Here is a 23,771-nt window from a genome sequence, read left to right on the forward strand (position 1 = left end):
TTGTCATAATTTGGAATAATATAAATTTTGAAACAATTAAAACTAGTAAATCCGATGAGAGAATTTGGAGATTTCACATCAGAGTACACAGATTATTCTACGGCTGCAATCGCCATTCTTCCTGTGCCATATGATGGAACAAGCACATGGATCAAAGGCGCAGATAAAGGTCCGGAGGCATTGCTTGACGCATCGTTTAATCTGGAATTTTATGATATAGAAACTGGAACTGAAGTATATAAGAAAGGTATTGCTACATTAGCACCAGTAACTGAAGATTCATCACCGGAAGCTATGTCTGCCGAGGTTGAAAAGGCTATGGACAATATTTTGGCAGATGGAAAATTCCCAGTTTTGATTGGAGGCGAGCACTCTGTCAGCATTGGTGCTTTCCGTGCCGTGGCTAAGAAATATGATGATTTGTCAATCATCCAGTTTGATGCTCATTCTGATATGCGTGATGAATATGAAGGTTCTTCACATAATCATGCTTGCGTTATGGCTCGTGCATTGGAACTCACTGACAGCGTAACTCAGGTGGGAATCAGAAGTTCGGACACTAGTGAGCTTAAGAATATAAATCCGTCACGTATATTCCATGCTTATAAGATAAAAGAACAGCAAGGATGGGAGAAGGAAGTATCTGCACAGCTTAAGAAAAATGTATATATAACTATAGACCTTGATGTTCTTGATCCGGCATATCTTCCGTCAACAGGAACACCGGAGCCTGACGGTCTGAGTTATCGTGACTTGTTGCGCACAATAGGACTGATAGCAAAGGAACATAATGTAGTTGGTTTGGATGTTGTAGAGCTATGTCCTAATCCTGCAAGCAAGGCATCTGATTTTCTTGCAGCAAAATTGATATACCAGATATTGTCATTGGTATTCAATAAATAATCGGGAAAAATGAGTCCGCAGGGTCCTCAATTCTGTACCCTGCATTCTATAATTATCTAATAAATAAATGTCAAGAGTATTAATTATTGGTGCCGGCGGTGTGGGAACCGTTGTAGCACACAAGGTAGCTAAACATTCTTGTTTTTCAGACATTATGTTGGCAAGCCGTACAAAATCGAAATGTGACCAGATTGCTCAAGCTGTAGGTGGCAACCGTATCCAGACGGCACAGGTCGATGCAGACAGTGTGCCAGAATTGGTAGCTTTGATGCGTTCATTCCGTCCGGACATTGTAATTAACGTTGCTTTGCCATATCAGGACCTGACAATCATGGATGCATGTCTGGAATGTGGTGTTAATTATTTGGATACTGCCAACTATGAGCCAAAAGACGAAGCTCATTTCGAATATAGCTGGCAGTGGGCTTACCATGATCGCTTCAAGGAAAAAGGTCTTACAGCGATTTTGGGCTGCGGTTTCGACCCGGGTGTTTCTGCAATCTTCACTGCTTATGCAGCTAAGCATCATTTTGATGAAATGCAGTATTTGGATATCGTGGATTGCAATGCCGGAAATCACGGTATGGCTTTTGCCACAAACTTCAATCCGGAAATCAATATCCGTGAGATTACTCAGAACGGTCGTTACTACGAAAATGGCGAATGGGTGAAAACTCAGCCACTTGAAATCCACAAGTCACTTACTTATCCAAACATCGGTGAGCGTGATTCATATTTGTTGTATCACGAAGAATTGGAATCTTTGGTTAAGAATTTCCCAACTCTTAAACGTGCTCGTTTCTGGATGACATTCGGTCAGGAATATCTGACTCACCTTCGAGTTATTCAGAACATCGGTATGGCTCGTATAGACGAAGTGGAATACAACGGTACAAAGATTGTTCCATTGCAGTTCCTGAAAGCAGTTTTGCCTGACCCTAAATCTTTGGGTTCAAATTATCACGGCGAAACTTCAATCGGTTGCCGCATCCGTGGTATCAAAGACGGAAAGGAACGCACATATTATATCTATAACAACTGCGATCACGAAGCAGCATACAAGGAAACAGGCACTCAGGCTGTAAGCTACACAACAGGTGTTCCTGCAGCATTGGGAGCAGCTATGTTTGCACGTGGATTGTGGAAAGGCGCTGGTGTGTTCAACGTAGAAGAATTCGATCCGGATCCATTCTTGGCAGAATTGGGAGAACAAGGTTTGCCTTGGGTTGAGAAATTTGATATCGATCTGGAAGTATGATAGATAAAGAACAAGTGTTGCGCGAGTGGGACTTCACTGAAGTCCCATCGCCTTCTTATGTCCTCCATACATCATTGCTGGCTGCAAATATGGAAGTGATAGACAAGGTGAGAAAGGCAACAGGTGTTGAAATTATCGTAGCCCTTAAGGCAAATGCAATGTGGAGCATTTTCCCTGAATTGCGTAAACACAGCGACGGAGCCACTGCTAGTTCATTGGCTGAAGCTCGTTTGGTATTCGAGGAATATGGTGAGAAATCGCATACTTATGCTCCAATTTACACTTCAGCTGAATTCCCAGAAATAATGGCTTGCAGCAGCCATATCACTTTCAATTCTCTGTCGCAGTATGCACGTTTTGGCAACGATGCTCGCAAAGCAGGAATCTCATGCGGCTTGCGTGTGAATCCCGAATATTCAACTGTCGAAACAGATTTGTATAATCCAGCATCTCCAACTTCACGCCTTGGTATCCGTTCTGTTGATTTGACAGAACTTCCTGAAGGAATAGAAGGACTGCATTTCCATTCTCTATGCGAGTCACGTCCGGCTGACCTTGAAGGAACACTCAAAGCTGTAGAAGAAAAATTCGGACACTTCTTCCCACAAATAAAATGGCTTAATATGGGCGGTGGACATCTGATGACTCATAAAGACTATGACGAAAACGAACTCATCCGTATTCTCAATGAGTTCAAGTCACGCCATCCGCATCTGCGCATCATACTTGAACCGGGAAGTGCTTTCACATGGGATACAGGTTGTCTTGTTTCAACTGTAGAAGATATAGTAAGAAACGGAGGAATAAATACTCTGATGCTGAACGTGTCATTTGCATGCCACATGCCTGATTGCCTTGAAATGCCATACAAACCAACGATTTTGGGAGCTCATGATCCTGAAGAAGGTGAGGAGAAATGGCGAATGGGAGGCAACAGCTGTCTTGCCGGTGATTTCTATGGAGATTGGGCTTTCGACGGTGGACGTGAACCAAAAGTAGGCGACATGATTGTATTCCGTGATATGATACATTATACTATGGTAAAGACAACTATGTTTAACGGTGTCACTCATCCGTCAATCTGCATCTTTGACCCAGAGAAAGGACTACGTGTTGTCCGCAAATTCGGTTACGAAGATTATAAGACCAGAATGTCCTAAATCATCAGATTTAGTAAATCCGGAATATCATATTGATTTTATGTGTCAGGTATGTTATGTCCGGGATAAAATAACAACTAATAAAATAAGAATTATGGAAACAAAAGACAAAGTATTGGCAACAATGAAAGAGGCAGGAACTCCTCTTAATGCAGGTAAAATTGCAGAACTAAGCGGAATCGACCGCAAAGAAGTTGACAAAGCTATGAAGCAGCTTAAGGAAGAAGGTGCTATCGTTTCTCCTGTTCGTTGCAAATGGGCTCCTGCGGAATAATTTGAATCATTAAAACTATACATTCTAGCCATGGTTTCTTATAAGGAAACTGTGGCTAGTTTTTTTATGCAGGTTTGTTGGTATTTCTATTTTTACCGGATATTTTAATTGCCGGCAATAGTATCGATAATTTGGGTATTAATATCTGTAATTTATATACATTCCTTTATGTGCTATAGGACTAAATTTGCATAAACCGTTAAAAAACAGGTGTAAGAATGTGATAGCTATATAAACTTAAATTGTATAAATCCAAAATTACTTTCATAATAAACTTTTTGTCAGATATTAATAAACAATTTAATTTATAATTATATGAATATTATCAGAAATACCGAATTTGGAGGAGAACGTCCTTTGTTTGAGTCTCATAATCTTCGTTTGGAAAATGTGGTAATTCGTGCCGGTGAATCTGCAATAAAAGAATGTAGCAATATTGAAGCAGTAGATTGTCGTTTTGAAGGGAATTATCCTTTCTGGCATGTTCATGGCTTCACTATTGAGCGTTGCTATTTTGATGTAGGCGGACGTTCTGCCCTGTGGTATTCCGATCATCTGAAAATGACAGATACTGTTATCGATGCGCCAAAAATGTTCCGTGAAATGAGCGAAATCGACATTGAAAACGTGACTATGAATGATGCTGATGAGGTGTTTTGGCGTTGCAACGGAATCCGAATCAGAAATCTTATTTTGCATGAAGGAACTTATCCGTTTATGTTTAGCAATAATATTTATATTGACGGACTTGTGAGTGACAGTAAATATGTATTCCAGTATGTGAAGAATGTGGAAATTCATAATGCTAAGATTACTACAAAAGATGCTTTTTGGGAAGTGGAGAATGTAACGATATATGATTCAGAACTAAATGGAGAATACCTTGGTTGGCATTCAAAGAATCTTCGCCTTGTTAATTGTCATATAACCGGTGAGCAGCCTCTTTGTTATGCTCATGACCTTGTTCTTGAGAATTGCACATTCGGTCCTGATTGTGATAGAGCATTTGAATATAGCACTTTGAATGCTGATATTCGCGGTGCTATTACAAACATAAAGAATCCTATGTCCGGATCTATAGTAGCTGATGAGATTGGTTCTATAACAATAGATGAAAATATAAAAGCTCCGGCAGATTGTGAGATCAGACTTAGAAATGGACATTCTTGTTTTACAAAATAAAAAGCGCAAACTATGAAATATAACTTTGATAAGATTATTTCCCGTCGTGGAACTAATTCCTATAAATGGGATAGTGGACCAGCAGAGAAAGATATATTACCTCTATGGGTAGCAGATATGGATTTTCGTACTGCTCCGGCTATTATCGATGCTTTGGAAAATAGAGTGAAACATGGTATATTTGGGTATGTACGTGTTCCGGACGAATACTATAAAGCAGTGATTCGATGGTTTGAACGTCGTCATAACTGGCATATTGAGAAAGAATGGATTATCTATACATCCGGAGTTGTTCCGGCTATCTCAGCTGTTATAAAAGCTCTTGCCGAACCGGGCGATGGTGTGGTAGTTCAGACTCCGGTCTATAACTGTTTCTTTTCCTCAATACGAAACAACGGTTGCCGTATAGTTTCAAATCCTTTAATCTATGAGAATGGAACTTATCGTATCGACTTCGATGATTTGGAACGTAAGACGGCAAATCCGGAGGTTAAATTAATGTTACTTTGTAATCCTCACAATCCGGCTGGCCGTGTTTGGACTCGTGAAGAATTGTGCCGCATAGGAGATATTTGTAAAAGAAACAATGTTACAGTTATTTCAGACGAAATCCATTGTGAATTGGTATTTCCGGAATATGTATATACTCCGTTTGCGTCAATCAGCGAAAGTCATCTGTGGAATTCTGTGACTTGTGTATCTCCTAGTAAAGCTTTCAATTTAGCTGGTTTACAAATTGCTAATATAATTACTTGTGATGAGGAGGTTCGAAAACGCATAGACCGAGCTATCAATATAAATGAAGTTTGTGATGTAAATCCTTTCGGCATTGAAGCTACTATTGCTGCTTATAACAATAGTGAGGAGTGGCTTATTCAGTTGCTTGATTATATAAAAGCCAATTATAATTATTTGTGTGAATTTATCCATGCTCATATTCCAAATGTATATGTTACAAAATTGGAAGGAACTTATTTGGCATGGACAGATTGTCGGGCATTGAGACTGACTTCAGATGAATTGCAATCCCGTTTATTTGAAGAAACAGGTTTGTGGCTTAACAGTGGTTCGATGTATGGAGCCGATGGCGAAGGTTTTCTGCGCTGGAATTTAGCTTGTCCAAACTCTGTGCTGCAAGATGCATTAGAGCGTTTCCGTAAATTTATTATATTAATCACACAGTGATTAAGCCTATATGTTATTTGAATATCATATACTTAAAAACAATCTTAAATTGACTGAAATCTTATTCTAAAATATATATAGTCCTAGCAAAAAATATATACGGCCCCGCGCAGAAATATATACGGTTCTACGTTTAGCTAGGACTATATATATTTTTTATGCTGAAATAAACGTAAGCGTTTCTACGATTCCCCATAAAAACTAAAAATAACATATGACATTTTGTCATCCATCTTTGTGTGTTTTTTTCAAAATAATACGTTTAAGGAGTGAAATTCGATGAAAAAAATCATCAATTTTGATTGTTTAAAAAAATGATTGCAATGATTTTGGAAAATGATCATAATGATTGTTCCAACTCTTCTAAATGATTTTGCATAATGATTGCAATCTTTTCCTGAAGTTATTACAATCATTTTTTTAACACTCCCTTTTTTAGGGATAAAACACCATTTTTTTAGCTTGATATATCATGAAAAACAAGCTTTTTTTATCAGGAAGGGGATATTTTATGGTATAATTATTAATATCATTTTGATAGCATTTATAAAGCGAAGTTTTGCAATATGTCTATTTTTTAACAAGATTATCGCAATGAATAATTGTTTGTGTAACTTTTTTGCAGGTTTTAGATTCAAATTGTATTATTTGAATTTTACGAGAGTGCCGTCTGTTTTGTTTTTGTAAAAAATGTACCGGAAAAATCAATTCTCATGAAGTTAAGATGACATTATGGCATAAAGTGGTGTAATCTTAGATTGGACTTTGTTTTTAAGAGAAATAAATAATATGGGTTTGCAGATTGGATAAAATTTGTTGTAGTTGGATTTTTAAAAAAGTTCAAGACAGAAAGTCTGAGAAAAATTAAATTGTCAAAATTTAACAAGATTTGATTTTTTTTTTTCTATATTTTTCAGATTTTTGCATCCGCAACCTAAAATTTAAGATTTCTAATATTTATGTAAACCTAACTGTATATAATTTATAATAAATGTTTTGTTAATCTTACATTGATGGACGTGAATATTATAACCTAAATTAGAAACTGTTTAAATTTTATTCAAAAATAATTTTATGGCAGCGATATGCATCATGGCTTCGTGCGTATCGGCCCTGTATTCATAGTCAATGGTCAGTCTCCTGAAGTTCTCGAGCCATGAGAAAGTGCGCTCGACAATCCATCTTTTTGGCATGGGGACAAATCTGTCCGTCCGTTTGTCGGACCTGAGTACGACATCCAGGTCGCAATGCAGCAGTCTCTTGACCGTGTTCCTGACAGTCTCGCCCCTGTAACCTCCGTCCGCCAGAATCCGTTTCAGCCCCGGGAATTTGTATCTCATGGATTCGAACACCTCTTCCGCCCCTACGCTGTCATGGACATTTGCCGGATGGACTCTCACTGACATGGGCAGCCCCAGTGTGTCAACCACTATGTGCTCCTTCCTGCCCTTTATCTTTTTGTTTCCGTCTATTCCCCTTTGACCATCAATATGATGGGAGGTCCTGACACTCCTTGAGTCGATGATCCCAAGGCTGGGACTCTCCGCCCTGCCCGAAAGACGGCGGACAATGCCGCGGAGGGTGTCGAAGATCTCTTCAAGCAGGCCCTCGTTCTTCCACTTGCTGAAATAGTAATACACTGTCTGCCACGGAGCGAAATCCGATGGGAGCATTCTCCACTGCACGCCGGTCTTCACGATGTACAGGATGCCGTCAAAAACAGAGCGCAGTGAATATTTTCTGAATCTTTCTTTGGGGTCTAACATATTTTTTATAACTTGCCACTGTTTATCAGTCAGGTTGGTTGGGTACTTATGCATAACTTTAATGTCTTGATAATCATAAAGTTACGAAAAAAATTCCAATTAACCTACTGATTTACAACTAATTATAAATAAATTTAAACAGATTCTTAGAAAACTAATACAGTATGATGAACAAAGGAAACCCCTTTTTGATGAAACAGATTGCACAAGTTTCAACATTGTGCTTACTGTTATCTGCCTTTTCTGCTGAAGCAAAAGCTGGTGTATCATTGGAAATTCGGGACAACGATGTTGCCAATGATTTAGTTACACAGACAAAAACTGTTACAGGTGTAGTTTTGGACGCATCCAATATTCCGGTTATTGGTGCGAATGTAATTATAAAAGGTACTTCTAATGGAACAATTACAGATATGGATGGTAAGTTTGTTTTGGAAGTTCCAGAAAATGCAGTCCTTCAAGTTTCTTATATCGGTTATATCGATCAAGAAATTCCGGTTAGTGGAAAATCTTCTGTTCAAGTTCTTTTGAAAGAAGATACTCAGAATTTGGATGAAGTTGTAGTGGTAGGTTATGGTGTACAGAAGAAAGTAAACATGACCGGTTCTATTTCTAATGTTAAATCAGAAGAGTTGACAGTAATTCCAAATACCAATTTGTCAAATTCATTAGCTGGTCGTGCTCCTGGTGCTACAATTACAGGTAATTCTGGATTGATGGGTGCTTCTTCAGAGATTCGAATGCGTGGAGGATTTGGAGATCCGTTGTTTGTAATTGATGGAGTTATTCGTGATAAAGAAGCTTTTGACAATTTAGAGCCATATGAAATTGATCAGATGAGTTTCTTAAAAGATGCAGCAACTGCTTCTATATATGGTTCTGCTGCAGGTAATGGTGTTGTTTTGGTAACAACAAAAGGAGGTGTAAAAAATCAGAAACCGGTATTTAATTATCAGGGTTCATATGCTTTTAGTAAACCAACTCAAGAATTGTTTGCAGATCGATGGACTGCTATAGATGATTTGGATTATCAAAATGCAGTGGCTCGTTTTCAAGGAACGAAAGAACCTAATGGCGAGGCTGAGTATGCCTATTTCCGTGATAATAACATTAATTATAACGTAAATGATTATATTTGGCAGAATCCATGGAATACTAAGCATTCATTAAGTGTAACAGGAGGTAGTGAGAAAGTTCAATATTATGTAATGGGTTCATTCCTTGCTGAAGAAGGTTCATATGTGTCGTTGAAAAATAAGAAATTTTCTTTGCGCTCTAATTTGACGATTGAGTTGAGTAAATACATTAAGATGAATGTGAATTTGGATGCAAATCAATCTAATGATAGACGTTTCTACTGGCCATTTTCAGATGATGACGACCAGGCGGTATATGATTTGTACCGTTGTACTTTTAATGCAATGAAAACAATGCCATTCTATTCTAATTTAGATGGAACTCCTTCTGCAACGATTACAGATTATCCAATATATCAGGATTATGGGTCATGGCAAGGATGGAATCCTGTAGATCAAGTTGTTGGAGATCGTTATTTGAAGACTCGTCGACGTAATATGAATGGAATTGTATCGTTAGATTTCAACCTAGGTTTTATTACGAAAGGTTTGAGTACTAAAATTGTGGGAAGTTATTTGGGTCATGATTATAACCGTAAAAGGTTTATGACTTTCCAAAAGAATTACAAATTCCAACAGGCCGATCCTGAGGGAAATCGTTTTTTACCGGCACCTTTGAATTTGAATGAGTATAATACCTTCAACTTCTCTCAGAATTATGAAAACTTGGATTATCGAGCAAAACAGTTATGGACAGAGCAGTTTAACTGGTTTGTGAATTATGCAAATACATTCGGTAAACATGATGTCAATGCTATGGTCGTATTTGAACAGGCATCAAATGGTGGTGAATGGATACAGGCTAAAGGCGAACAGCCATTGACTAATTTGGACCAGATGTTTAATTATTCACAAGATGCAGAACGTCGTTGGGGTGATGCAGAAGAATATACAGGAGGACGTCTTTCTTGGATTGGACGTTTCAATTATACATTTGATCAAAAATATATAGCTGAATTTTCTTTCCGTTATGATGGTAATACCTTGTTCCCGGATGGACATCGTTGGGGATTCTTCCCATCAGTGTCTGCTGCATGGCGTATTAGTCAGGAATCATTTATGCAGGGTACATCTGATTGGTTAAGTAATTTGAAATTACGTGCTTCTTATGGTACAACAGGTAACGATTTAAATGTAGATGATGAGGAAATCGCAGCTTTTTCTTATCTACAGAAGTACAATAAGGGTGGTTCATATGTATTTGGCAATAATTTGGCAAATACAATTACACCAGGGGCTACACCAAACTTAACTTTGACATGGGCAACTTCCAAAACTATAAATGGAGGTTTGGATTTCGGCTTTTTCGACAATCGTTTGTCAGGAACATTTGATGCGTTTTACCGCAAAGAAACTGATATCTTGGGCGCTCGTACTGTAACGCTTCCTAACACATACGGTCAGACTTTGGCTCCAGAAAACTATGCAGAACGTTCTTGGAGGGGTGGAGAGTTGGCTCTTACTTGGATGGATAAAGCTGCTAATGGTTCGATAGACTATTCAGTATACGTAAATCTAGGCTTTGCTCGTGATCGTTGGGATGTTTTAGATGTTTCACCAACATATCAGGAAGGAGGGGCATTGTATGCATTGTCTCCGGTAGGGAAGGCTGACGGAATTTTAACAGGTTTGATTGCAGATCATTTATTAACAGATCCTGCAGAAGTGGAAGCATTGAAGGCTCAAGGTTTCAAACAATTTGGTCGTGATCCTTATTTAGGTGGTATTTTATACAAAGATACACGTGGCGATGGTTATTCAGAGGGTCCTGATGGACGTATTGATAGTAATGATACATATAATTTACTGAGTGAAAATGGTACACCTCGAATTAATTATGGTTTCGGAGGTAATATCAAATGGAAAGGTATTACGGTAGATGTACATTTCCAGGGTGTTGGTAAGTATGACCGTTTTGTAGGTGGTGTAGATGGAGGCTTCAATCAGCATGGTGGAGCTGTTCGTCCTTATTTCCCGATTTGGACAAGTGATAAAGTTTATGACCCTGATTATAATCCAGATGGTGTTTATCCACGTATTACAGGAACTAATTGGTATGAATCTGGAACAGGAAATACTAGTTATTGGATTCGTAACGGAGCTTATCTTCGATTGAAAAACTTGAATATTGGTTATGATTTGCCAAAAACAGTTCTTAAACCGTTAGGCTTAACTCATGCTCAGTTTTTTGTTAATGCGACCAATTTGTTCTGTATTTCTGCGGTAACGGAATTCTTAGATCCAGAACAGGAATATTATGATTCTTATCCGTTGATGCGTACTTTTTCTTTTGGTCTTAATTTCTCATTCTAATTTTAAATCAAAGAAAATATGAAAATGAAAAAAATTAAATATGGAATAATCGGAACGGTTCTTATCTTAGGTGGAATGATGACCAGTTGCGATACATTAGATATAGATAACCTGAATAGTTATGATGAATCAATGGTTTGGCATGATGTTAACTTGGCAACTGCATATGTGAACAATCTTTATACAGAATGTTTTGGTAACTGGAATGCTGGAGCTGACAATAATTCTGAACAAGTTACAGGTATGCCTTGGTATTTAGGTACTATTACAGAAACAGGAGGTTCGTATAAAAGTTGGAATTATACAGCAATTCGTCATATTAATGAAGCAATAAAACGTCTAGAAGAGGGAGAATTGGATAGTGAGACTGTTAATAGCTTATTGGGCCAAGCTTATTTTATGCGTGCCTATATGTATTATTGGATGGTTCTCCATCATGGCGGTGTCCCTTATATTAAAGTACCACAGGACAAAGACACAGATGATTTATATGTGAAACGTAATTCAACTCCAGAATGTTTTCAGTTTATGGTCGAGGATTTGGATCATGCAATCACATTATTACCTGAAAAGATAGCAGGTAGTTCCTCTGACTATGGGCGTATTGATCAATGCTTTGCCAAGGCTTGGAAAGCAAAAACATTATTGTTGAAAGCTTCTCCGCAATTTAATCCAAGTAATCCGTGGAATAATGATTATTGGAAAGAGGCTTATGATGCAGCAAAAGAGGCTTATGATTTTTGTGTCGCAAAGGGAATTGCTTTAACACCTAATTATGCTGATATTTGGATTCAGGAGCAAGGACCGGAAGTTGTTTTTCCAGTAGTAAATTCAAATCCGAATAAAGTTTCAACGTGGGAATACAATACACGTCCGGCTTCAATTAGTCGTGATAAACCTTATAATAATCCTACATGGGAATTTGTGAAAAGCTTTCCTATGCTAGATGGAAAATTATATGATGATCCTACTGGTAAATACTATGTTGGAGATGAACAGGCTTTATTAAAGTCTTTTTGGAAAAACAGAGACCCTCGTTTTAATGATGTATGTTTATATAATGGTCGTGAATATCCTGTAGCAGGAAAACCTGCAAATTACAGACAGTATAATGCACTTGGTGTAACCAGTCCGGATGATCAGTATGGTGTGAATCCTAACGCACATACAAATGCAGTGAACAATGATATTTATTCAGGACTTTATATATATAAAGGTGCAGATCTGTCGTTGACTCAAGATAAGGTAATGACATATGATATAGATTACATTTTGATGCGTTTTGCAGAAGTTATGTTTATCTATGCTGAGGCTGCTAATGAAACTGGTCATTCTGATGTGGCTGTTGACATGTTGAAGCAGATTCGTAAACGTGCAGGAATCGAACCTGGTTCTGATGGTTTGTATGGATTGAAGGTTGGTAGTCGTGAGGAAATCAGAAAAGCTATATTGGATGAAAGAAATATAGAATTGTGTTTCGAAGGACATCGTTTTTGGGATTTGCGTAGAACTCGTAATATGATGCACCTTAACGGTTGGACAAAACATGGTATTGAGGCCATTGCTATTAATCCAGATGGAACAGATATGGATTTGAATACAGCCAGAGAAAAAATAAATAACAATGAATTGACTACTGGCGATTTCCGATATGTTATTCATCAAGTCCCTTATACAGAGGCTGCTGAACGAGAATTTGTAATTGAAGAATCTTTTTATTTCTTCCCGATTCAGAAGAGTAACATTGACCAGAATCCTAATTTGGAACAGAATAATAACTGGGGTGGAACATTTAATCCTACAATGGAATAATATTTGAATAATAAAATCGGCTCTGATAGCAATAGCTGTTGGAGCCGATTGTTTTAATTAATAAAATATAAGACTTAAATTATAAAGTAGTAATAAAAATATTGATAGATTATGAAACGAGTTATATTATTGTGTTCTTTGATTTTATCTTCTTTTACTTTTTCTTTCGCATCCAACAATATCACCATAGGTGTTATTCAATATGATTTGACTAATATTGATAAAAGTTTCAAGGAGCTTAAGGCTCAGGGTTTTGGCTCATGTGAGGTTAATTACAGTAAAAAATTTACTCCTGAGCTGGCAAAGCAGATAAAAGAAGCTTCGGAAAAATATGGTATAAAGGTTACTACAATTGTTGGTGTTCCTGGTAGTAAATCTGTGTGGAATTTCAGACAAGGACCGACAACTATCGGTCTTGTGCCTACAGATGAACGTGCAGAGAAGCTTAGCGAATATAGGAAAATGATAGATTATTGTGCTATGGCTGGAGTTCCTGCAATGCATTCACATTTTGGTTTTATCCCTGAAGACCCTTCTTCTGAACAGTATAAGGATTTTATAAATGTGATGAAAGATCTTGCAGGTTATGCTAAGGATAAAGGTGTAATGATTTATTTTGAGACAGGTCAGGAAACACCAACAACTTTGATCCGTGCCATCAAAGATATTGGAACTGGAAATGTATTTATCAATTGTGACCTGGCAAATCTTTTGATGTATGGAAAGGCTAATTCCCTTGATGCTGTCAAGATGTTTGGTCCGTTAATCAAAGAGTTTCATGCAAAGGACGGAAAATATCCCGATCCTGAAAATCCATATGAACTTGGAGCTGAAGTTCCTATTCCTACAGGTGATGTGGATTTTCCGGCAGTTATTAAGGAGCTGAAACGTCAGGGATTCGACGGAGCAATAACTATTGAATGTGAGTTGAATGGTTCACGTCACGATTATGTGGTTAAAACTAAAGACTACCTTCAGGAATTGTTGAATAATTGATTCTCAGTGGAATTGAAGTGAGAGTAGTGATATACTTTCTAAATATTTGGCTATACGCTAAACATATATTATATTTGCAGAAATGTGAAACACATAAATAATTTACCATGAAAACTAACAGAAGGGACTTCCTCAAGACATTGGGGGGAATTGCGGCGTTTTCCATTGTTCCACGCCACGTGTTGGGTAATGGATATATTGCGCCTAGTGATCAGTTAACAAAAGGTATCATTGGTACCGGTGGTATGGGACGTGGTCATTTGAATTATGCAGGAACACGTCTTGTTGCTGTATGCGATGTCGATAAGAATCATCTTGAACTTGGAAAGAATCTTGTGAAAGAAAAGATTGCGGCTTATCATGATTTCCGTGATCTGATTCTGGATCCGAATGTGGATATTGTTCATATAGCTACTCCTCCTCACTGGCATGGAATCATGTCTGTTGAAGCAGCAAAAGCCGGAAAAGATATATGGTGTGAGAAGCCGATGACTCGTACTATTGGTGAAGGTAAGCGTGTAATGGAAGCCGTTAAACAATATGGCAGAATGTTCCGTTTGAACACATGGTTCCGCTTTACTGACCAGTTCTATGGCCTTGGTACACCTGTAAAACCGTTGAAAAAACTTGTTCAGAGTGGTTTGTTGGGATGGCCGTTGAAAGTTACTATAAGCAAGCATACTGGATTTGACTGGAAATTCTATTGGGTAGGTAAGGAATATCTTGAACCGCAGCCTATACCAAAGGAACTTGACTACGATATGTGGTTAGGCCCGGCACCATACAAACCATATAATGCTCATCGTGTTCACCAGACATTCCGTGGATATTGGGATTATGATGGAGGAGGTTTGGGTGATATGGGACAGCATTATATTGACCCAGTTCAGTATATCTTAGGAAAAGACCATACAAGTCCGATTAAAGTTGAAGTTGATGCACCTCAGCAGCATCCTGATGCTGTAGGAACATGGCGTTCGATTACATATACTTATGAAGATGGTTGCCAGATCGTGCTTTGGGGTGGTGATTATGGTGATCCGAATACTCCTTATATTTCTGGTCCAAATGGAAATGTTTACAAGAATTTCGTTTGTGATATTCCTGATTGGGAAAAGAAGCTTGCTGACTTACCTGATCCAGAACCACAAGTTACAGATTTCATTGAATGTGTGAAGACTCGTCAGCCATTTGCTCTTAACGAACAGAATGGTTTCCGCTCTGCTACTATTGTCAATATGGGGGCTGTGGCATTGCGCTTGAACAGGACTTTGCACTTTGATCCGGTTAAACTTGAATTTATCAATGATGAGGCTGCCAACAGGTTATTGGATCAGCCAATGAGGGCGCCGTGGAATATTTGATTTGAGTTTTTGAGTTCCTAAGTTAGAATAGACTCAAAAGAAATGGAAAATTAGAAATAATCGAACTTCATGAAAAAAATATATATAACTATAAGTACATTGCTGCTTTGTGGCAGTATGTTAATGGCACAGACTCCGGCAAACCGTACTGCAAAAACAGTGACTGCGGATGTGCTAGCACAGATGCCAGCAGAGCGTCAGGCTGAATACAATAAATTGATTGGAGAGTTGTCGTCGGTAGGAGAAGAAGCTGTCCTTAATCTTGTATCAAAAATTAATGCTCCTGGTAAAGGCAGTAATTCACAGGTTGAATATGCGTTGAGCGGATTGAGTCATTTTGTTATGGCACAAGGTAAGGAAGATGCTCGCCTTGTAGTTTCAAATGCTTATGTAAAGGCTTTGGATCAGGTTCAGGACAATGAAATAAAATCTTTCATAATTTCCCAGTTGCGTATTGTTGGCAAGGCTGAAGCAGTTGATGCTTTGTCAGCTTATCTTGCCGATCCATATTTGAGCAGTGCTGCAGCTAGGGCTCTTTCATCAAACGGTTCTGCTGAGGCTGGTGCTGCGCTTAAGGCTGGATTACTTCGCCGTATGGGTACTCCTGAAACTCAGAAGAATATTATTGAGGCAATTGCTGAAATCCGTTTGGACGGAGTTGAAGATATTCTTATTCCTATGCTTCAGAATGGTGATGCTGACATGAAGAAAGTTGTGCTTTATGCTTTGAGCCGCACAGGAAGCGAAAAATCTTTGGATGTTGTAGGAAAGGCAGCAGAAGCAGCCGGTTATACAATGGAACCAACAGGTGCTACTGAGGCATATATCGCTTTGATTAAGAATCTTGCAGCTAAAGGAGAAATTAAAGTTGCAGAAAAGGCAGCCAATACTCTGATGAAGAAGGCTACAAAGGCTCAACAGGTTCATGCTCGTGAAGCTGCATTGGAAATTCTTATGTCAGTCAAGGAAACAGAGGATGCAACAAAACTGCTTTTGGCAGCAATGAAGGATGCAAACAAGCAGTATAGAAATGCCGCTTTGAATTTTGCTTCTTCATTCATCAATCAGGAAGGTTATATTGAATTGGCTAAATATATGGTTAAGGCTAAGCCTGAACCTAAGGTTGATATATTGAACTGGTTTGGTCGTGAAGCTAAATGCCCGAAGAAGCATGATGTAATCAAGAATCTGATGCTTCGCTTTGATTTGTCATTTGCTCAGGTTCTTACTCAGCAGTTGAATAATGAAGATTTTGCTGTTCAGCAGGCTGCAGCTTGGACAATGGTGAAAATCGGAGATAAAGGTTATATCCAGACATTGGCAAATTTGCTGACTAGCGATAATAAGCAGGTTGTTCTGTTGGCTCAAGATGCGTTGTTGGCATTCCCTGGTGATATCAATGGTGCTGTAGCTTCAGCTATTGGTAAGGCACAGAGCTTAGGAAAGATTGCTGGTGTGGAATTGCTTGCAGCACGTATGGCTGATTCAAAGATAAATACTGTATTAGAACAGACCAAGTCGTCTGATGCATCTGTGAAGATGGCAGCCTATACAGCTTTGAAATCTGTAGCTACAGCTCAGGATTTTACTCAACTTTGTGGAATGTTGGAAAGTGCTGAATCTAACTATGTAGCTCCTATGCAGGATGCTGTAATTGCTTCAGTTTTGGCAATGCCTAAGAATCAGCAAGTAGAGTCATTGAAACGCAGAATGTTGCAGGCTGGTAGTGAAAAGTCTGTTCTATATTATAAGGTACTTTCTGCAACGGATGATAAGGAAGCTTTTGCAACTATACTTGAAGGATTGAATTCCGGTTCTTCAGCTGCTAAGAGTGCTGCTTTCGAAGCATTGCTTCAGTGGAAGGGTATTGAGGCTGCTGAGCAGTTGTTCGCTGTTTGTAAGAAGTCAGCTTCAGGAGATATGTTTAACAAGGCTTTGGACCGTTATGTTCAGTTGGTTTCTAATCCTGAATTCACAGGTGAGAACCGTTTGTTAAGCTTACGTAAGGCTATGGAAATTGCTAAGACTGGTGACCAGAAGGTTAAGATCTTGAAACAAATCCAGCAGGCAGGAACATTCCTTTCTTTGATGTACTCTTCTGAATTCCTGGATGATTCTGACAAAGCTGTACGTTCAGCTGCTGCTTATTCTGTATGGAATATCGCACGTAATCACAAAGAATACACAGGCGATAATGTTAAAGCTCTGCTTAACAAAATCTTGCCTATGCTAGACGGTGAGGATGCACGCTACGATATTGACGCATTGAAACAGCATCTTGCAGAGATGCCAGATGAAGTTGGTTTCGTTTCTATGTTTAACGGTAAGGATTTGACTGGCTGGAAAGGTCTTGTGGAAAATCCTATAGCACGTGCAAAAATGAAACCTGCTCAGCTTGCAAAGGCTCAGGAAAAAGCTGATGAGCAGATGCGCAAGGATTGGAAGGTAGAGGATGGATGTCTTGTATTTGAAGGTTCAGGTTTTGACAATTTGTGTACTGAAAAGCAGTATGGCGACTTTGAAATGTATGTAGATTGGATGCTTGATCCTGCAGGTCCAGAGGCTGATGCCGGTGTTTATTTGCGTGGTACTCCACAAGTTCAGATTTGGGATACAGCGCGTGTGGACGTTGGTGCACAGGTTGGTTCAGGTGGTTTGTATAACAACCAGAAGAATGAAAGCAAACCTTCAAAAGTTGCCGACAATAAGTTGGGTGAGTGGAACAGCTTCTATATCAAGATGGTTGGAGACCGTGTAACAGTTGTTTTAAACGGCGAGAAAGTTGTTGACAATGTTATTATGGAAAATTATTGGGATCGCAAACAACCTATATTCCCTGTAGAACAGATTGAGTTGCAAGCTCACGGAAGCAAGTGTTCATTCCGCAATCTTTATATCAAGGAATTGAAGCGTCAGGAACCATTCCAGCTTTCTGAGCAAGAAAAGAAAGAAGGTTTCAAGGTGTTGTTCGACGGAACTAACATGCATGAATGGCAAGGTAATACAACTGACTATATCCTTGAGGACGGTTGTATTTCAATGGTTCCTAGCAAGAGTTTCGGTGGAAATCTATATACAAAGAATGAATATGCTAATTTCATATACAGATTTGAGTTCCAATTGACTCCAGGTGCAAATAACGGTATCGGTTTGAGAACTCCAATGGGTGTGGATGCTGCATATCATGGTATGGAAAGCCAGATTTTGGATTGCGAACACCAGATTTACAGTGATATTACTCCTTATCAGCATCATGGTTCAATTTATGGTATCATCAAAGCTAATGAAAACCATAAGAAAGCAATCAAACCGGTTGGCGAATGGAATGAGGAAGAAATCATTTGCGATGGCGATAATATCAAAGTTACAGTAAATGGTGTCGTAATTGTTGAAGGTAATATTCGTGATGCCGTTAAGAATGGAACACCGGATGGCAAGGAACATCCTGGATTGTTTAATAAGAAAGGCTATATCGGATTCCTGGGTCATGGTTCTCCTGTGAAATTCCGCAATATTCGTATTATGGAATTGAAGTAAAATATATAATTAAATTTTACAAGATTACATAAGCAAGTCGGCAAGGGGATTTTCTTCTTGTCAACTTGTTTTCTTGTTACTTATCCCTTTATCCACTAATTAGATTATTATGAAAAAAGTATTTGCTAAGTGTATGTTGTTTATCTCATCAGTTATGTCAGCACAAGATAAGATTGAGATAAAATTATGGGAAAAAGAAAAATGTCCCAATACAAATAATATGACTGAGCAGGTTGAAGGTGGTGCTCTTTATGTTGAAGAACCTACACTGACGATTTATCCGGCAAAAAATGGAAATGGAATGGCTATTGTGGCTTGTCCCGGTGGCGGATATTATGGACTTGCCACAGGTCATGAAGGACATGATATGGCTGATTGGTTTAATAGTCAGGGAATAACTTATGCAGTCCTTATATATCGTATGCCTAATGGTAATAATGAGGTTCCGTTGAGTGATGCTCAGCAGGCTATAAGAATAATGAGAGAGAAAGCTCCTGAATTAGGCGTTGAGAAGATTGGAATTATGGGTTCATCTGCAGGTGGACATCTTGCCAGCACTGCTGCCACTCATTTTGATTCTGAAACGCGTCCTGATTTCCAAATCCTTTTTTACCCGGTGGTGACTATGGACAAAAAATTGACACATGGTGGATCTAGAGATAATCTGCTGGGAAAGAATCCTTCTGCTGAACTTGTAGAGAAATATTCTAACGAGAAACAAGTGACACCGCAGACTCCGCCTGCATTTATCATGCATAGCAGTGACGACAAGGTTGTTCCAGTTGAGAATAGTGTTAATTATTACCTGGCTTTGGTAAAAAACAATGTCCCGGCTTCATTGCACATTTATCCAATTGGTGGACATGGATGGGGATATAATGATAGTTTCATATACAAACGTCAATGGACTGACGAATTAGAGAAATGGCTTAGAGAGTTGTTTTGATATTAATAAAATAAATAAAGGAACGAAGTTGACAATCTGTCAGCTCGTTCCTTTTGTTTTATGATTAATAAGAATTATAATCCTTATTCTTTAACCTCAAAAATAACACTGTTATAGTTCTGATTTTCCCATGCACGGATTAATTCTGTGAATTTAGGATAATCTTTTGCTTCAATCTTAGGATTGGAAATTGTTATGCTGCGTGAAACATTTACCTTTCCGTTTTCAGCCTTAATATTGATTTTTACTGAACCAACACTGTTTGTGATTTCCTTATTTGCAGATTTTGAACTGACTGTTGCATTTGCAGGAGAAGAAACAGAATATGAGTATGATTCGTTAATCATGCCCGGTAAAGTGATAAGTCTGTTGCTTTTTCCTCCTTGCAGGGCAAGCATTGACAGATAGTTTCCAGTTCCGCAGTCAGGAAGAGAAAGAATAATGTAGTTTCCTGCTTTTTCTGTACTGATATTCTTTGAATACTCCATTTCAGCCAAATCTCCGTTTGTTTTGCATGACTTGATATCATTTCCTGCAAAAGACTTGATTTTCTTACCTTCAATATCAAGATAATATTCAGGAACAGAAGCTTTGACATTCGCATTGAATTTACCGTCTTTGTCTGCTGAAATATTTGCGTCGAAAGTCAAATCCAATTTCATCGGTTTAGCTTCTGAGATTGTTCCGTTTTCAAGATTCAAAGCACTGTAATATTGACGGAAAGTTTTCAATGCAGCAGTTGTAGCATCGTCTGTTGCCAGGATGTATTTGTTTCCGTCTGCTTCAGTTTCTACGAATATTATAGATTTGTTCAGTCCATAGCCTTCTGCGGATTTGTCAGGGAAGCAAGCTAATGTATTTGCCTTTATATTAGCAGCTCTCAACAAACCTTGCATTATGTTCGCCAATTCAGCAGGAGTTCCGTATGCAGAGTTAATCACTTCTTCAGCCGGTCTGATTTTATATCCTGTTTCGTTGATTGACAGAGGAATCATTTCGTAGTTACCTTTTATATACTGATATATGGCAACAACTTTGTCTCTGTCGTTTGCTGCCTTTTCAGTTATAGCTTCAGCCATTGTAACCAGCGGCATTGTCTTTTTCTGCTCAAACTGTGAATAAATTGTTTCAGCCATTTCCTTTGATGAAGGATATGTATTGGCAGCAATGCACTGTCTGTCCATATGATAAGAGTCAATCATACGTGAAGCAGCAGGAATATTGCTGAATCTCCATTTATACACTTTCTGTCCGTTTGAACTTGACTGAGACGCTTTCTCATTTCTGTTTGCAATCTTATAGCTCAAAGTTTTGCTTTCAGGAATAGATATTGAAATCTCGCAGCTTTTCACTGGTGATGATTGCTGCAAATCCTCATTTATATCAATTTGAGGCAAATAACCTGCCTTAGTTTTGATAGTATAATCCAGATAAATTGTTGCGCCAAGTTCCAGTCCTGTGTGAACCACAACCATTTCCTTCAGCTGGTTGTAAGCAGGAGCGTTTGCAGCGTTGCGTGGCAAAACTTCCACAAAAGCATTGTCCGGAGTTTTTACGATGTTACCGTCTTTCTGCTTAGTGTAAGATTCGTTGATTGTCAGTGTCTGATAGTCCGGATTATAAACTATGAAACTTTCGCCATATGTGCTGTTCATAGCTGTGTGAGTATATATGGCAAGCTCCATTTTATAGTTGAATTCCTGGCTTCCGTCCGGATTGAGAGTCCAAGACTTTACCAGTTTCTTATATTCGGCTTCGGAAGCTGCGAAGGTGGCAGTTGCCAAAAGCAGCAGGCCGAACAACATCATTATTTTATTTGATATTTTAATCATCATGATATTTGCTTTGTCAGGTTGTTATTTTTTAATTATCACATAATCTCCATAAGCTTTGTGTGCATTCACGGCTGTGCGGAATCCTTTCCAGTCGGATGCTTCATAAACTCTTTTCTTCAAAGCCAGCTTCTGGTGAAGAACGATATTTCCGTTTTCTGCCTTCAGCGAACCTTCGAAGTCTGCGGCATTACTTTCCATTGAGTCTGATTTTTCGTCGCTTGCAAGAGTGTAGCCTTTGGGAAGCTGTATTGTTTCGTCAAGTTCAACAAGTCTTGAGCATCCGTCTTTGAAACCATACTTTCTGTCTTCCAGACTTGTGTCTATTCTTAGATAACTTTTAACCTGGTTATACAGATTATTCATAACCATAGGTTTCAGAATCATTTCATTATCTCCGCAAAGAGCATAGCCCGGTATTTCATATTTGAATGTGATACTTATCGGAGCAGCCTGATAGTCTTTAGGATTCTTTCCCCAGTCCACACTGATTAATTTTGCATTAGGTGATACGGCAAGAAGCTGTTTTTCCATTGTTCTTGTCCATTCGCTTTGCCAGCCTGTAGTGAAGATTCGGCGGATATTGCTGTCTGACTGTCCTTCAGCTTTGATTGTGAATGAACCGGTGAGAGTTCCGTCAGCAGAAAGTTTGTTGTTTGCCTTGATACGCACATAATGATTTTCTGGTGCAGACACAGGAGTGAGGCATAGGTCTGAGCCTTCAGGAACACCCGGCAGATAATTCTGCTGTTGTTCTGCGCTGCTCCACAATTCACGGCAGAAAGGAACCCAAGTCGGGTCGAGCGGCATATAAGTTCCGTTTGAAAGTTTCACAACTGCAACGCAGTGATTGAAATGGTCAGCCGGAATTGATTCCACACGGCTTCCTGCCATAGTCATAGCCGGATAAGCCTTGAAACCTGCCATTCGAAGGAAGGAGATAAGTGTTCCGGCAATATCCTTACAAACACCGCAGCGGTCAGTATAATTCATTTTTGTGTTGTGCAAAGTGTAGCCTTCGCCTTTGCCCATACTTATACCTGAATAACGGATATTATCTGCCACCCAGTGAGTGAGGACAGCGATTTTCTCCATTTCAGTTTTCTTTCCTTTGATAAGTTCATCCACTTTCTTCTGTGCTTCAGGAAGAGGAGCAAAGCTTCCGTAGTCCTCGTTCACTTTGTTGAACCACAAAGATTTGTCCTGCCATTTCGGAGTGGATGACATCATAAGTTTCGGAGCAGCATCAAAAAAGTCCACCATATTAGCCTCACGCTCGAAAGGCATCATATTGTCCATTGCAAATGTGTAGCACTTTTTTCCGTCCTTATATCTCATTGATGATGTGCAGCTACCCTGATAGAACTGGAACTGCATTTCCTTGCTCATCGGAATTGACACCTGATAAACTTTGCGTACAGTCGGGTCGGAACTCCAGAAAGGAACAATATCATAGAACTGACCGCGCATAGGAGGGATGAATCTTGATTCATCATCTTCCGAAGCCAGCAAGGCATAAGTAAATCCTTTCTTTGCAATTTCATATTCTACAACGTCGCCCGGCATCAAACGTCCGAGGTCAAGCATAATCTGTCGTGCGCCCCAATATATGGCACGTGCCGGAGCAGTGTAGTCCTTTGCCTGTGTAACGTCGATGTTTAGAACATCTCCGCTGGCACGGTAAATTGTTGCATAACGGAATTCGGCAAAAGCCGTCAGCGGGTCGTAGTCATACTTTATTATATGATTTTTAACAGCTCCGGCTTCGGTCTGAACCTTGAATTTCTTGTGAACACTGAAAGAACCGGAACCGGTTTCCTGAACATTGACAGCTGTGCTGTCTAGAAGAGTAACACAATCAAAACCAGACAAGTCCTGTTGTGTTCCGCAACTTGCAGAATTCTGGGCAAAAGCCAATGGCATTGCTGCAAGAAGGGAGAAAATTGTTATAGGTATGTACTTCATCGTTTTGAAATAAGATTAATGGTTTATACACTGAAGGCAAATTTATATAAAACTCCCATAAATTTGTCCGAATAGAATTAAAATAAAGGGCTTTTAAGTTTGCTATATAAAACTGGTTCGGTTAATGTATTGGTATTCATTT

The 23,771-nt window shown here is 38.9% G+C and carries 15 protein-coding genes; 12 read left to right on the forward strand and 3 right to left on the reverse strand.

From position 1 onward, the window contains the following. Positions 1 to 54: 54 nt before the first annotated feature. The 6 genes from speB (at position 55) to ACYIAR_RS15695 (ending at position 5,962) form a co-directional block, all read left to right on the forward strand. Positions 55 to 903: an agmatinase gene (speB, locus tag ACYIAR_RS15670; RefSeq protein WP_480331003.1), complete on the forward strand. Its 849-nt coding sequence runs from the start codon at positions 55 to 57 to the stop codon at positions 901 to 903. Positions 904 to 970: 67 nt separating this feature from the next. Then, on the forward strand, positions 971 to 2,161 hold the full coding sequence (locus tag ACYIAR_RS15675) for a saccharopine dehydrogenase family protein (RefSeq protein WP_480331005.1): 1,191 nt from the start codon (positions 971 to 973) through the stop codon (positions 2,159 to 2,161). Next, positions 2,158 to 3,321, forward strand: coding sequence for a carboxynorspermidine decarboxylase (nspC, locus tag ACYIAR_RS15680; protein ID WP_480331007.1), 1,164 nt, complete (start codon positions 2,158 to 2,160; stop codon positions 3,319 to 3,321). Before ACYIAR_RS15675 ends, nspC begins: the two co-directional genes overlap by 4 nt. A 94-nt stretch (positions 3,322 to 3,415) precedes the next feature. Continuing rightward, positions 3,416 to 3,595, forward strand: coding sequence for a transcriptional regulator (locus ACYIAR_RS15685; protein ID WP_480331009.1), 180 nt, complete (start codon positions 3,416 to 3,418; stop codon positions 3,593 to 3,595). A gap of 315 nt (positions 3,596 to 3,910) precedes the next feature. Then, the gene (locus ACYIAR_RS15690; protein ID WP_480331011.1) at positions 3,911 to 4,777 is read left to right on the forward strand and encodes a DUF3737 family protein; all 867 of its coding nucleotides are present in this window, start codon (positions 3,911 to 3,913) and stop codon (positions 4,775 to 4,777) included. A gap of 12 nt (positions 4,778 to 4,789) precedes the next feature. Then, positions 4,790 to 5,962 carry a MalY/PatB family protein gene (locus ACYIAR_RS15695; RefSeq protein WP_480331013.1) on the forward strand — a complete coding sequence of 391 codons (1,173 nt, stop codon included), beginning with the start codon at positions 4,790 to 4,792 and terminating at the stop codon, positions 5,960 to 5,962. Between the two features lie 1,049 nt (positions 5,963 to 7,011). Here the strand turns inward: ACYIAR_RS15695 and ACYIAR_RS15700 are convergent. Beyond that, positions 7,012 to 7,782 carry an IS5 family transposase gene (locus ACYIAR_RS15700; protein ID WP_270592782.1) on the reverse strand — a complete coding sequence of 257 codons (771 nt, stop codon included), beginning with the start codon at positions 7,780 to 7,782 and terminating at the stop codon, positions 7,012 to 7,014. A 110-nt stretch (positions 7,783 to 7,892) separates the two neighbouring features. Here ACYIAR_RS15700 and ACYIAR_RS15705 point away from each other — a divergent pair, with 110 nt between their 5' ends. The 6 genes from ACYIAR_RS15705 (at position 7,893) to ACYIAR_RS15730 (ending at position 19,832) form a co-directional block, all read left to right on the forward strand. Next, on the forward strand, positions 7,893 to 11,177 hold the full coding sequence (locus ACYIAR_RS15705) for a SusC/RagA family TonB-linked outer membrane protein (protein WP_480331015.1): 3,285 nt from the start codon (positions 7,893 to 7,895) through the stop codon (positions 11,175 to 11,177). Between the two features lie 18 nt (positions 11,178 to 11,195). Beyond that, complete coding sequence (locus ACYIAR_RS15710; protein ID WP_480331017.1) at positions 11,196 to 12,989, forward strand: RagB/SusD family nutrient uptake outer membrane protein; 1,794 nt, start codon at positions 11,196 to 11,198, stop codon at positions 12,987 to 12,989. Between the two features lie 111 nt (positions 12,990 to 13,100). Next, positions 13,101 to 13,985, forward strand: coding sequence for a sugar phosphate isomerase/epimerase family protein (locus ACYIAR_RS15715; RefSeq protein WP_480331019.1), 885 nt, complete (start codon positions 13,101 to 13,103; stop codon positions 13,983 to 13,985). Between the two features lie 107 nt (positions 13,986 to 14,092). Then, entirely contained in the window at positions 14,093 to 15,349 is a 1,257-nt protein-coding gene (locus tag ACYIAR_RS15720; protein WP_480331021.1) for a Gfo/Idh/MocA family oxidoreductase, read from the forward strand. Between the two features lie 69 nt (positions 15,350 to 15,418). Then, a complete protein-coding gene (locus tag ACYIAR_RS15725) occupies positions 15,419 to 18,886 on the forward strand; it encodes a 3-keto-alpha-glucoside-1,2-lyase-like domain-containing protein (protein WP_480331023.1) in 3,468 nt (1,155 codons plus the stop codon). A gap of 109 nt (positions 18,887 to 18,995) precedes the next feature. Further along, positions 18,996 to 19,832, forward strand: coding sequence for an alpha/beta hydrolase (locus ACYIAR_RS15730; RefSeq protein ID WP_480331025.1), 837 nt, complete (start codon positions 18,996 to 18,998; stop codon positions 19,830 to 19,832). 83 nt (positions 19,833 to 19,915) lie between these two features. Here the strand turns inward: ACYIAR_RS15730 and ACYIAR_RS15735 are convergent, their stop codons facing one another. Together ACYIAR_RS15735 and ACYIAR_RS15740 are read right to left on the reverse strand one after the other, a co-directional pair. Then, complete coding sequence (locus tag ACYIAR_RS15735; RefSeq protein ID WP_480331027.1) at positions 19,916 to 21,667, reverse strand: DUF3857 domain-containing protein; 1,752 nt, start codon at positions 21,665 to 21,667, stop codon at positions 19,916 to 19,918. A gap of 21 nt (positions 21,668 to 21,688) precedes the next feature. Beyond that, on the reverse strand, positions 21,689 to 23,629 hold the full coding sequence (locus tag ACYIAR_RS15740) for a DUF3857 domain-containing protein (protein ID WP_480331029.1): 1,941 nt from the start codon (positions 23,627 to 23,629) through the stop codon (positions 21,689 to 21,691). Positions 23,630 to 23,771 lie beyond the last annotated feature (142 nt).

The organism is Parabacteroides sp. KHUB-01 (genome assembly GCF_056640935.1).

Bases quoted from the DNA above. Each gene is read 5' to 3' on its own strand.
- ACYIAR_RS15685 (WP_480331009.1), top strand. From the start codon at position 3,416: ATGGAAACAAAAGACAAAGTATTGGCAACAATGAAAGAGGCAGGAACT.
- ACYIAR_RS15675 (WP_480331005.1), top strand. From the start codon at position 971: ATGTCAAGAGTATTAATTATTGGTGCCGGCGGTGTGGGAACCGTTGTA.
- ACYIAR_RS15715 (WP_480331019.1), top strand. From the start codon at position 13,101: ATGAAACGAGTTATATTATTGTGTTCTTTGATTTTATCTTCTTTTACT.
- nspC (WP_480331007.1), top strand. From the start codon at position 2,158: ATGATAGATAAAGAACAAGTGTTGCGCGAGTGGGACTTCACTGAAGTC.
- ACYIAR_RS15735 (WP_480331027.1), bottom strand. From the start codon at position 21,667: ATGATGATTAAAATATCAAATAAAATAATGATGTTGTTCGGCCTGCTG.
- ACYIAR_RS15740 (WP_480331029.1), bottom strand. From the start codon at position 23,629: ATGAAGTACATACCTATAACAATTTTCTCCCTTCTTGCAGCAATGCCA.
- ACYIAR_RS15700 (WP_270592782.1), bottom strand. From the start codon at position 7,782: ATGCATAAGTACCCAACCAACCTGACTGATAAACAGTGGCAAGTTATA.
- ACYIAR_RS15710 (WP_480331017.1), top strand. From the start codon at position 11,196: ATGAAAATGAAAAAAATTAAATATGGAATAATCGGAACGGTTCTTATC.
- speB (WP_480331003.1), top strand. From the start codon at position 55: ATGAGAGAATTTGGAGATTTCACATCAGAGTACACAGATTATTCTACG.
- ACYIAR_RS15720 (WP_480331021.1), top strand. From the start codon at position 14,093: ATGAAAACTAACAGAAGGGACTTCCTCAAGACATTGGGGGGAATTGCG.
- ACYIAR_RS15730 (WP_480331025.1), top strand. From the start codon at position 18,996: ATGAAAAAAGTATTTGCTAAGTGTATGTTGTTTATCTCATCAGTTATG.
- ACYIAR_RS15690 (WP_480331011.1), top strand. From the start codon at position 3,911: ATGAATATTATCAGAAATACCGAATTTGGAGGAGAACGTCCTTTGTTT.
- ACYIAR_RS15725 (WP_480331023.1), top strand. From the start codon at position 15,419: ATGAAAAAAATATATATAACTATAAGTACATTGCTGCTTTGTGGCAGT.
- ACYIAR_RS15695 (WP_480331013.1), top strand. From the start codon at position 4,790: ATGAAATATAACTTTGATAAGATTATTTCCCGTCGTGGAACTAATTCC.
- ACYIAR_RS15705 (WP_480331015.1), top strand. From the start codon at position 7,893: ATGATGAACAAAGGAAACCCCTTTTTGATGAAACAGATTGCACAAGTT.